Source organism: Kitasatospora sp. NPDC056800 (assembly GCF_042789775.1).
Lineage (GTDB): Bacteria > Actinomycetota > Actinomycetes > Streptomycetales > Streptomycetaceae > Kitasatospora.
The window spans coordinates 1-10,853 of the sequence record NZ_JBHUAL010000269.1 but is presented as its reverse complement, the minus strand read 5'-3'; the positions used below and the strand labels follow the sequence as shown (position 1 = coordinate 10,853).

The 10,853-nt window shown below is 76.0% G+C and carries 9 protein-coding genes; 6 read left to right on the top strand and 3 right to left on the bottom strand.

Annotated elements, in window-relative coordinates; all coding sequences use genetic code 11:
• Positions 1-54 precede the first annotated feature (54 nt).
• Positions 55-2,124: a sigma factor-like helix-turn-helix DNA-binding protein gene (locus tag ACFRQN_RS37225; protein WP_380744986.1), complete on the bottom strand. Its 2,070-nt coding sequence runs from the start codon at positions 2,122-2,124 to the stop codon at positions 55-57.
• A 132-nt stretch (positions 2,125-2,256) separates the two neighbouring features.
• On the opposite strand from ACFRQN_RS37225, the gene ACFRQN_RS37220 reads away from it, so the two are divergent.
• On the top strand, positions 2,257-3,714 hold the full coding sequence (locus tag ACFRQN_RS37220; RefSeq protein ID WP_380744984.1) for a DUF6350 family protein: 1,458 nt from the start codon (positions 2,257-2,259) through the stop codon (positions 3,712-3,714).
• Between the two features lie 36 nt (positions 3,715-3,750).
• Here the strand turns inward: ACFRQN_RS37220 and ACFRQN_RS37215 are convergent, their stop codons facing one another.
• Positions 3,751-4,386: a hypothetical protein gene (locus ACFRQN_RS37215; RefSeq protein WP_380744982.1), complete on the bottom strand. Its 636-nt coding sequence runs from the start codon at positions 4,384-4,386 to the stop codon at positions 3,751-3,753.
• 416 nt (positions 4,387-4,802) lie between these two features.
• Here ACFRQN_RS37215 and purN point away from each other — a divergent pair, with 416 nt between their 5' ends.
• Positions 4,803-5,462, top strand: coding sequence for a phosphoribosylglycinamide formyltransferase (gene purN, locus ACFRQN_RS37210; RefSeq protein ID WP_049654788.1), 660 nt, complete (start codon positions 4,803-4,805; stop codon positions 5,460-5,462).
• The gene (gene purH / locus ACFRQN_RS37205) at positions 5,459-7,033 is read left to right on the top strand and encodes a bifunctional phosphoribosylaminoimidazolecarboxamide formyltransferase/IMP cyclohydrolase (RefSeq protein WP_380744980.1); all 1,575 of its coding nucleotides are present in this window, start codon (positions 5,459-5,461) and stop codon (positions 7,031-7,033) included. Before purN ends, purH begins: the two co-directional genes overlap by 4 nt.
• A 96-nt stretch (positions 7,034-7,129) precedes the next feature.
• On the opposite strand, the gene ACFRQN_RS37200 is transcribed toward purH, so the two are convergent.
• Positions 7,130-7,741: a hypothetical protein gene (locus ACFRQN_RS37200; RefSeq protein WP_049654791.1), complete on the bottom strand. Its 612-nt coding sequence runs from the start codon at positions 7,739-7,741 to the stop codon at positions 7,130-7,132.
• Positions 7,742-8,296: 555 nt separating this feature from the next.
• Between ACFRQN_RS37200 and ACFRQN_RS37195 the strand changes: the two genes are divergently transcribed.
• The 3 genes from ACFRQN_RS37195 (at position 8,297) to ACFRQN_RS37185 (ending at position 10,804) form a co-directional block, all read left to right on the top strand.
• Entirely contained in the window at positions 8,297-9,151 is an 855-nt protein-coding gene (locus tag ACFRQN_RS37195) for a bifunctional methylenetetrahydrofolate dehydrogenase/methenyltetrahydrofolate cyclohydrolase (protein WP_049654792.1), read from the top strand.
• 19 nt (positions 9,152-9,170) lie between these two features.
• Positions 9,171-9,596, top strand: coding sequence for a DUF3017 domain-containing protein (locus ACFRQN_RS37190; protein ID WP_049654793.1), 426 nt, complete (start codon positions 9,171-9,173; stop codon positions 9,594-9,596).
• Between the two features lie 215 nt (positions 9,597-9,811).
• The gene (locus ACFRQN_RS37185) at positions 9,812-10,804 is read left to right on the top strand and encodes a malate dehydrogenase (RefSeq protein WP_074003925.1); all 993 of its coding nucleotides are present in this window, start codon (positions 9,812-9,814) and stop codon (positions 10,802-10,804) included.
• The last annotated feature ends 49 nt before the right edge of the window (positions 10,805-10,853 follow it).

The window sequence follows — 10,853 nt, the reverse complement described above, 5'->3', positions numbered from 1 at the left end:
CCCCCGCCCGGTGAGGGCGGGGGCGCTCGCCGTTTCCGGCGCGCCCCCGGTCGCTCAGCGCTCCCTCGGCCCCGTGGTGCAGGGCAGCGGCGACCACAGCGGACAGGCCACCGGGCCCTGCGGCGGGGGAGCGGCGCCCCGGGCCGCCGCCGGCAGCTCCCAGCGCGCGGCCGCCTGCGGCCGCGGATCCACCAGGACGGCCTCCAGACCGGGCGCCGGGCTGCACCAGATGCTGGTGATGCCGTTCGGTGCCCCGCCGGGCAGCAGCGGCACACCCGGCCCCGCCGCGTTCGCCGCGTCCGCCGAGTCCGCCGCCTCCGCCCCGGGGGCGGGCGGAGCGGCGGGCAGACAGGCCGCGGGCGTCGGTGGGGCGGACGGCCGGAACAGCCCCGCCGGGCGCACCCCTGCCAGGGTCGCCAGCACCGCCCCGCCCACCGCGAGCGTCAGCAGCGCCGCCGCGCCCGTCCGGCTCGCCGTCCAGAGCCGGTGCCGGGCCCGCAGCACCGCCACCGGCGCACGGTGCGGCTCCGGGCAGCCGCGCACCGCCGCCCGGTGCAGCAGCCCGCTCAGCCCGTCCGCGAAGCCCGGCTCCGCCGGATCCGGCCCGACCAGCTCCGGCACCCACTGCGCCAGCGCCGCCCGCGCCGCCCACACCCGCCCCTCGGCCGCCGCCTGGGTGGACTCCACCTCCACCGCGACCGCCGCCGCCGGGAACCCCAGGCCGTCGTGCAGCACCAGCGCCCGGCGCTGGGGGCGGGACAGCCGCTTCAGCGCCTTCAGCAGCGCCCGGTCCCGGTCGGTCAGCCGGTCGTGGTCCGGCAGCACCGCCTGCGACTCGTCGGCCGGCCGCACCCTGATCCGCCGGTGCGGCAGCCCCCACGCGTGCGACCGCCGGGGCCCGCCCCGGTGCCACGGGGACAGCGCCAGCTCGCAGGCGCGCACCCGCACCCACCCCTCCGGGTTCCCCGAAGCGGTGACCGCGCCCCAGCTCCGGCGCGCCTCCCCGAACGCCTGCCGTACGCAGTGCACCGCCCGGTGCCGGCAGGCGGTCAGCAGGAACACCTGCTGCACCAGCCGGGTGTGGACAGTCTCGTAGAGCTCCTCGAAGGTGACTTCCGGGGTCTCCGCGTCGAGGTCGTCCTCCGCGCTCGAGGGCGCGGCGGCGGCCAGCGCCGCCCGGCCGGGGCTGACGGGGCCGCGCCCGGTGGGGGTGGCGTGCTCCTTCGATGCCTGACCGGGGTCGGCGGACGCGCGCTCCACGGGGGCGGGTGCCGGCCGCGCTCCGTCGGCATCCTGCGCGGCCGGGGCCCGGTACGGAGCGCCGCCGCGGCCGTCCGCGTCCGTGGCGGCCGTCGGCGCGTGGCCGGGGCCTGCGGACGGGGAGTTCTCCGTCCGGCCCTGTCCGGTGCCGGGGGCGTCAGCGTGCCGACCGGGGTCGGCAGGGGGCGCCGACTCGCTTCCGCCGCCGGGTGGGCCGGGGTCGGCAGCGGCCGTCGGCCCGTGGTCCGTGGCGGCGCCTCCGGTCGGGAGCGCGGGCGTGCACGCCCCCTGCGCGCGCCCGGGGGTGGCGCCCCTTGTGGAGGTCTGGCGCGGATCCTCGGCCGGAGCCCCGGGGCTCGCGCCGCCGTCCACGCCCCGCGTCGGCCGGGCCGTCCGCGCGCGCTCGTCGGCGGCGGCCCGCGGGGTGCCGCCGGAGGGTGCCGGGGCGGGCTTCCCGCTCCGGGTGCGGCGCCGCTTCCCGGTCGCCTCCCCGCCTGCCCCCGCCGCTGCCCCCGCTCCGGGGCCGGTGGCGGCCGGGTCGAGGCCGGCGGGGTTCGCGGGGCGCCCGGCCGGGCCGGGGTCCGGGGGGTGCGGCAGCGCGCCCGCCAGCAGGGCGAAGGCCTCCGCCTCGGTGCGGGTGCCGAGCTTGCGCAGGGCGCGCTGGAGGTAGCTGCGAGCGGTGTTCGGGGTGACCCCGAGGGCGGCGGCGGTGCGGGGGAGGTCGTGGCCGGCCGCGAGGTGGGCCAGGGTCTGGGCCTCACGGGGGGTCAGCTTCCGCAGCAGGCGGCCCGCGTCGGTCCCGGCATGGTCGGGCTTGCGGTGGCGCTCCGGGGTGGGGGAGTCGGCGGTGGGTGGCGTGGTCATCAGACGCTCCGGGCCGGGGCGCCGGCGGCTTGGGGGCAGGGTCTGAAAATGCGCATAAGCCAATAATCTGGGACACGGCGGCGGTTTGGCGCTTCACGGAGCATGGCGAGTCGCCTTGGCACCATGTGGCCCATGACGCAGCTGATGGGTCGTCCGATCCTGGAACCGCCCGGCGTGTTGGGCGGACGCCCCGCGCTGGCCGACCTGTTGGCGGGAGTGCGGACGGCGCTGGTCGGCCTGGCGGCGGTCGGGCTGCCGGTGCTCGGGCTCTGGGTCGCGACGCCGTACGCGGACGACGGCGCGGCCGCTGTCACCCGGTTGGCGGGGGTGCTCTGGCTGCTCGGGCACGGGGCGCCGCTGCTGCGCGGGCCGACGGACGCCCCGCTGACCGTCACTCCGCTGCTGCTCGGCGTCCTGGCCGTGGTCCGGCTCCACCGGGCGGCCGCCGGGGTGGCGGCGCGGCGCGGGCCGCGCCCGCGCTGGGGCGGCCCGGCGGCGGTGTGGGCGGGGTACTGCGCGGTGGCCGTGGGGGTGGCGCTGCACTGCGCGGGCGACGGGCTGTTCCGCAGCCGGGTGCTGCTGGACGTCCTGGTGGTGGTGTCGGTCGCGGGCCTGGCGACGGCCGCCGGGGCCCGTTCGGTGACCGTCCTCGACGTGCCGGCCGACTCCCCGCTGGACCTCCTCCCGCCCCCGTACCGCCCGGTCGACGGCGCGCCGGTGGTCCGGGCCGCGGCGCTGGCGGCCGGGGCCGGGCTGGTCGCGGCGGGCGGCCTGCTGGTGGTGTGCTCGGCGGTGCTGGACGCGGTGGCCGGCGGCGGGCGCGGGATGGCGCTGCTGGGGAGCGGGCCCGTCGCGGTGGTGGGGCTGCTGCTGCTCGCACTGGTGCTGCTGCCGAACGCGGTGCTGTGGGGCGCGGCGTACGCGCTGGGTCCGGGCTTCGCGGTGGGCGCGGGGACGGTGGTGTCGCCGGTCGGTACGGCGCTGGGCCCGGTGCCGGAGGTCCCGCTGTTCGCCCTGCTGCCGGCGGACGGGCCGGGTGGCTGGCGGCTCGCGGTGTCGGTGCTGCCGCTGCTGGCCGGGGTGGTACCGGCGGTGCTGCTGGGGCGGGCGGCGGCGGGCCGGCGGCTGCCGGGCGCCGGGTCGGGGGAGCAGCCCGAGCCGTGGCCGCCGGCCGCGACGGCGGTGGCCGCGCTGGCGGCGGCGCTGTCGGTCGGGGCCGGGGCAGCGGTGCTGGGCTGGCTCTCCGGCGGGGCGCTGGCGGGGGAGCGGCTGGCCTGGGTGGGGCCGGTGCCGTGGACGGGCCCGGCGGCGGCGGGCTGGATCGCGCTGGTCGCCGTCCCGGGGGCGCTGCTGGTCCGGTACCGCACGCTGGGCCCGGCGGACGGCGGGGGCGTGTACGCCCGGCTCGTGCGGCAGGCCCGCCGGGGCGCACTGGAACTGCGCGCCGGTACGTACGCCCTGGTGCTGCGGCTCTCCGGACCGGGCGTCGGGACCGCCGACGAACCGGGCCCCGAGGACCGGGACCCGGCCGGCCCTGAGGATCAGACCGCCCGCACGGATCAGGCCGTCCGCGCGGACCGGACCGAATGAGCCGCCCGGGAGACCCGACCGGTCCCGGAGGCCCGGCTACTCGGCGTTCCCGGTGAAGTCCACGTACCACTGCGGCGCGTACCGGTCGCAGTTCTGGGCGCCGACGGAGGTCAGCGAGTCCTGGACGCAGGTGACGTACTCGCGGTAGTGGTACCCGAGGCCGATCACCGAGGTGGCGACCACGATGGTCATCGCGCCGGTCAGGATCCCGGCGAGCGCGGCCGGGGTGAGCGGGTTCGACGCGGGGGCGACGGGGTACGGGCCGCCCGGCCCGGCGAGCGCGCCGGCGGCCGGGGCGGGCCGCCGGGCCCGCAGCGCGCCGACGCCCCAGACGATGCCGAGCGCCCCGGCCAGCAGGGCGATCCAGTGGAACCCCGTGAACAGGCAGACCAGCGCGAACGGTCCGGCCAGCGCGGCGTTGCGGGCCTTGCGGTGGGCCGGGTCCGCGGGGTCGAGCCGGGGCGGCTGCGGGGCCGGCGGCCGCTGGCCGGGGCGGCCGTCGCCGCCGGGGCCCCACGGCGGCGGAAGCTGCGGGCGCCCGCCGTCCTCGCCGCCGGGGCCGTCCTGGCCCCCGCCGGCCCAGGGGCTGCGCGGCTGCCACGGCTGGTCCGGGGTATCCGCCGGCGGCGGCGCGAAGGGGTTGCGCTCGCCGGTGTCGTCGCCGCTGCTCATGGGTTCAGCCATTCCTTCTCGGTCGGGGCTCGTTCGGAGGTTCTCGGGTCGGAGCGGTCTTCCGCGCCCCAATGATCCCGCAGGCCGATCCGGCGGCCGTCCGGCGGGATGGTCCCGCGGCCGTCCGTCGGGCCGCCCGCTGCCCGTCGGTGGGCCGGTGCGGGCCGGGGCAACTCCGGTGCGGCGGGCCGGAGGAGATTCCCGTCTCAACTACGCGCGTAGCGCCGCCGGGAGGGTGCGGAGGCCGTCCGACCAGCCGTTATCGTGGTGACGGTCAGCAGCCCACAGAGGTTCCCCCGGGCCCGCGTCGCGGCGGGTTTCCCCGGAGTTCCCCCTCGCTCGACCTGCCGTTCGTAGTGGCCCCACCGCCGGTGGACGTACCAGCGGACGGCGCCCGACCTACGGAGAAACGCGCAGTGGCCGCCGCCCCCGCCCAGCACTTCCCGCCCCGTACGCCCGGACCGGCCCGCCTGGTCGTGCTGGTCTCCGGCTCCGGCACCAACCTGCAGGCGCTGATCGAGGCCGCCGCCGATCCGGCGTACGGCGCCGAGATCCTCGCCGTCGGTGCGGACCGGGACGGGATCGCCGGTCTGGAGCGGGCGGAGAAGGCGGGCCTGCCGACCTTCGTCCACCGGGTGAAGGACCACCCGGACCGGGCCGCCTGGGACCGCGCGCTGACCGCCTCCGTCGCCGAGTACCAGCCGGACCTGGTGGTCACGGCCGGTTTCATGAAGATCCTCGGCCCCGAGTTCATCGCCGCCTTCACCGGGCGGATCGTCAACACCCACCCCGCACTGCTGCCCGCCTTCCCCGGCGCCCACGGCGTCACCGACGCGCTCGCGTACGGGGTGAAGGTCACCGGCTGCACCGTCCACCTGGTCGACTCCGGCGTGGACACCGGGCCGATCATCGCGCAGGGCGTCGTCGAGGTCGTCGACGCCGACCACGCCGATGGCGGCGAAGCGCTGCACGAGCGCATCAAGACTGTCGAGCGCAAGCTGCTCGTCGACATCGTGGGCCGGCTGGCCCGCGAGGGTCACCGCATCGAGGACCGAAAGGTATGGATTCCGGCATGAGTGCCAGCTCCACCACGCCCGTTTCGGAGAACGTTCGTCCGATCCGTCGCGCGCTGATCAGCGTGTACGACAAGACCGGTCTGGAGGAGCTGGCCCAGGGCCTGCACGCCGCCGGGGTCGCCATCGTCTCCACCGGCTCCACCGCCGGCCGGATCGCCGCCGCCGGCGTCCCGGTGACCGAGGTCTCCGAGCTGACCGGCTTCCCGGAGTGCCTGGACGGGCGCGTGAAGACGCTGCACCCCCGCGTGCACGCCGGCGTGCTGGCCGACCTGCGGCTGGAGTCGCACCGCGCCCAGCTGGCCGAGCTCGGCGTCGAGCCCTTCGACCTGGTCGTGGTGAACCTCTACCCGTTCAAGGCCACCGTCGCCTCCGGCGCCACCCCGGACGAGTGCGTCGAGCAGATCGACATCGGCGGCCCGAGCATGGTGCGCGCCGCCGCCAAGAACCACCCCTCGGTGGCCGTGGTGGTCGACCCGGCCCGCTACGGCGACGTGCTGAAGGCCGCCCAGGAGGGCGGCTTCGACCTGGCCACCCGCAAGCGCCTGGCCGGTGCCGCGTTCGCCCACACCGCCGCCTACGACGTGGCCGTCGCCTCCTGGTTCGAGGCCGGCTACGCGCCCAGCGACGAGCGCTTCCCCGAGTTCCTCGGCGCCACCTGGGAGCGCCAGAACGTGCTGCGCTACGGCGAGAACCCGCACCAGGGCGCCGCGCTGTACAGCGACGGCACCGGCGGCCTGGCCGGCGCGCAGCAGCTGCACGGCAAGGAGATGTCGTACAACAACTACGTCGACACCGACGCCGCCCGCCGCGCCGCCTACGACCACGCCGAGCCGGCCGTCGCGATCATCAAGCACGCCAACCCGTGCGGCATCGCGACCGGCGCCGACGTCGCCGAGGCGCACCGCAAGGCCCACGAGTGCGACCCGGTCTCCGCGTACGGCGGCGTGATCGCCGTCAACCGCCCGGTCACCGTGGCGCTGGCCGAGCAGATCGCCCCGATCTTCACCGAGGTCGTCGTGGCCCCCGGCTACGAGGAGGGCGCCCTGGAGGTGCTCACCCGCAAGAAGAACCTGCGGGTGCTGCTCGCCCCCGAGGCCCCGGCCAACCGCCAGGAGGTGCGCCCGGTCTCCGGCGGCGTGCTGCTCCAGGACGCCGACCGGGTGCACGCCGAGGGCGACGACCCGGCGAACTGGACCCTCGCCACCGGCGAGGCGCTGACCGCGGCCGAGCTGGCCGAGCTGGCCTTCGCCTGGCGGGCCTGCCGGGCCGTCAAGTCCAACGCGATCCTGCTGGCCAAGGACGGCGCCTCGGTCGGCGTCGGCATGGGCCAGGTCAACCGGGTGGACTCCTGCAAGCTCGCGGTCGAGCGGGCCGGCGAGCGCGCCAAGGGCGCCTACGCGGCCTCGGACGCCTTCTTCCCGTTCGCGGACGGTCCGGCGATCCTGATCGCGGCTGGCGTCAAGGCGATCGTCCAGCCCGGCGGCTCGATCCGTGACGAGGAGGTCGTCGCGGCGGCCGCCGAGGCCGGCGTGACCATGTACTTCACCGGCGCGCGGCACTTCTTCCACTGATCCCGCCGCCGGCGTGACGGCGTGACGGAACGACAGAGCGGCCCGGCCCCCTCCGAGGAGGGAGCCGGGCCGCTCCGGCGTGGTCCTGCGGGCCGGTCAGTACCGCGGCCGGTTGAACCAGTTGACGCCGTCCTGGACGCACATGGCGGTGATCCAGATGATGCTGATCGCCAGCCAGAGCAGGGCCATGACCAGGCCGACCGCGGTGCCGCCGGTGATGGCGCCCAGCAGGATCAGCAGGCCGATCAGGGCGCCGAGCGAGCCGTACACGATGGTGGTGACCCGGACGGCGTTGCCGCCCTTGCCGAACTTCGCGCCGAGCGTGATGGAGAGCGCGGCGAACAGGCCGAACAGCACGGCGACGACGATCAGGACGCCGGCGGCGGCGTCGCCCAGCGCGGTGAACGGGTTGTCCTCGCTCGCGGCCCGGGTGGCGTTGGTGGCGTCCTTGGCGACCGCCCCGATGACCATGTAGAGGATCGCGAGCAGCGTCTGCACGCCGCCGACTATGAACAGCAGCACGCGGGCGGTGGTCACCAGGCCCGGCATGGACGGCGGGGCCATCGGCGCGTAGCCGTAGGCCGGGGCGGCCTGCGGGTAGCCGTAGCCCGGGGCGGCCTGCGGCGGCGGGGCCTGCTGCGGGTAGCCGTAGCCCGGGGCGGCCTGCGGCTGGCCGTACGGGTTGTTCGGGTCGGGCGGGTAACTCATGGATGCCTCCGGGCAGTTACGGGGACGCGGGGACGGGACGCTGACGGCCCGGTGCCGGCCGGTGACAAGGGTCACCGGCCGAAGGGGACGTTAGCCGAGCGGGGTGACAGCCCGGCGGCGGTGACGGGCGCCGCGGCTCGGCAGCGTGGTGAGCGTCAGGGGCGCGAGGCAGCCGACGGGTGCGGTGCGGGCGGGACGGTGCCCCCGCGGTCGGACTGCTGGCTCTGCTCTGGTCGGCTCACTGGCTCTTTCCCCCGGGTACGCCCCACCGCGGGTCCGTCGGCCCGTCACCGGGCCGGTTCGCGGCGGGAATGCGCTTATCGTCATCCGGACGACGGCGCCCTGTCCAGCCGGTTCCGCGTGCCGCGCCGAGACTGTGGCGCAACCGCAATGTGCGGTGGACCTTCGTACCCGTCCGTTCACCCGCCGGTTCCCCCGGCTGTTCCCCCGCCCGGCCGGGCGCCCGTTCCCCGGCCCGGCCACCCCCGGAACCGCGGCCCGAGCGGTCGGACGCCCTCGGTACGGAGACCCCCGGCGATCCGGGAGAATGGGGTCATGACTGCCCAGATTCTCGATGGCAAGGCCACCGCCGCCGCGATCAAGTCCGAACTCGCCGCCCGCGTGGCGGCCCTCAAGGCGAAGGGCGTCACGCCCGGCCTCGGCACCGTCCTGGTCGGCGACGACCCGGGCAGCCGCTGGTACGTGAACGGGAAGCACAAGGACTGCGCCGAGGTCGGCATCGCCTCGATCCAGCGCGAGCTGCCCGCCACCGCCACCCAGGAGGACGTGGAGAACGTCGTCCGCGAGCTCAACGCCGACCCGACCTGCACCGGCTACATCGTCCAGCTGCCGCTGCCCAAGGGCCTGGACCAGAACCCGGTCCTGGAGCTGATGGACCCGGACAAGGACGCCGACGGCCTGCACCCGACCTCGCTCGGCCGGCTCGCCCTGGGCATCGACGGCCCGCTGCCGTGCACCCCGCTCGGCATCGTCGAGCTGCTGCGCCGCCACGACGTCGAGATCAACGGCGCCGAGGTGGTCGTGGTCGGCCGCGGCATCACCGTCGGCCGTTCGATCGGCCTGCTGCTGACCCGCCGCAGCGAGAACGCCACCGTCACCCTGTGCCACACCGGCACCCGGGACCTCGGCGCCCACCTGCGCAAGGCCGACATCATCGTGGCCGCCGCCGGCGTGCCGCACCTGGTCAAGCCGGAGGACGTCAAGCCGGGCGCGGCGGTGCTGGACGTGGGCGTCAGCCGCAGCGAGGGCAAGATCGTCGGCGACGTGCACCCGGGGGTGGCCGAGGTGGCCGGCTGGATCTCCCCGAACCCCGGCGGCGTGGGCCCGATGACCCGCGCGATGCTGCTCAACAACATCGTCGAGGCGGCCGAGCGCCGCGCCGGCATCTGACACCCCAGGGACGGCGAGCATGACTGAACCGCGATCGGCCCGGTCCCGCCGCAGGCCGGTCAAGACCACCGGCACCCTGCCGCCCGAGGGCTCGGCCGCGGCCCTCGGACGCGATCACGCCCTGCCGGTCCGGCAGTGGCCGATCACGCTCGTCCTGCTGGTCGTCGGCGCCGGCCTCGCGGTCACCTGGTTCGCCGACTTCAAGGACGGTTTCAAGTACGGGCTGCTGATCCTCGGCGGCGGCGTGCTGCTCGGCGCGGTGCTGCGGCTGGTGCTGCCCGAGGTCGGGATGCTGGCGGTGCGCAGCCGCTTCACCGACGTGATCGTGCTGAGCTTCCTGGGCCTCTCGATCGTGCTGCTGACCCTGGTGGCGCAGCCGAACCCGTGGGTGCAGATCCCGTTGCTCGACAACATCGGCCAGCTGATGGGCCGGCCCCGGCACTGATCCGCGGCCCGTGACGGCCCCCGCCCGACGCCATGGAAATCCAGGGCCCGGGCGGGGGCCGCCTTTCTTCTGTGACGCATCAGCCACGCCGGGACACCAGGCGTACGCTTCCCTTTGCGATAACCTGACGCCGGTCTCTCGACGTCGAGAGAGATCATCCTGGCTCCAGTGCCGGTGTGCCTGGGGCGCCTGGCGATTTGCTGGAGAAGGTAGAAATGACCCGCACCCCCGTCAACGTCACCATCACCGGCGCGGCCGGCCAGATCGGCTACGCGCTGCTCTTCCGCATCGCCTCGGGCCACCTGCTCGGCGCCGACGTGCCGGTGAACCTGCGCCTCCTGGAGATCCCGCAGGGCCTCAAGGCCGCCGAGGGCACCGCCATGGAGCTCGTCGACTGCGCCTTCCCGCTGCTGCGCGACATCACCATCACGGACAACCCGAACGAGGCCTTCGACGGCGCCAACGTCGCGCTGCTGGTCGGCGCCCGTCCGCGCACCGCGGGCATGGAGCGCGGCGACCTGCTGCAGGCCAACGGCGGCATCTTCGGCCCGCAGGGCAAGGCCATCAACGACCACGCCGCGGACGACATCAAGGTCCTGGTCGTCGGCAACCCGGCCAACACCAACGCCCTGATCGCCCAGCGCAACGCCCCGGACGTCCCGGCCGAGCGCTTCACCGCGATGACCCGCCTGGACCACAACCGCGCCGTCGGCCAGCTGTCCGCCAAGACCGGCGCCCTGGTCTCGGACATCAAGCGCGTCACCATCTGGGGCAACCACTCCGCGACCCAGTACCCGGACGTCTTCCAGGCCGAGATCGCCGGCAAGCCGGCCTTCGAGGCCGTCGGCAGCGACCTGGCCTGGCTGGAGAACGACTTCATCCCGACCGTCGCCAAGCGCGGCGCCGCCATCATCGAGGCCCGTGGCGCCTCCTCGGCCGCCTCGGCCGCCAACGCCGCCATCGACCACGTGCACACCTGGGTCAACGGCACCGCCGAGGGCGACTGGACCTCCATGGGTGTCGTCTCCGACGGCTCCTACGGCGTTCCGGAGGGCCTGATCTCCTCCTTCCCGGTCACCACCAAGGACGGCAGGTTCGAGATCGTCCAGGGCCTGGAGATCTCCGACTTCTCGCGCGCCCGCATCGACGCCTCGGTCAAGGAGCTGACCGAGGAGCGCGACGCGGTCCAGGAGCTGGGCCTCATCTGAGCCCGCCCCGCACGGCTCCACCGGCGGCCCGCCGCTTCCTTCCCGGAAG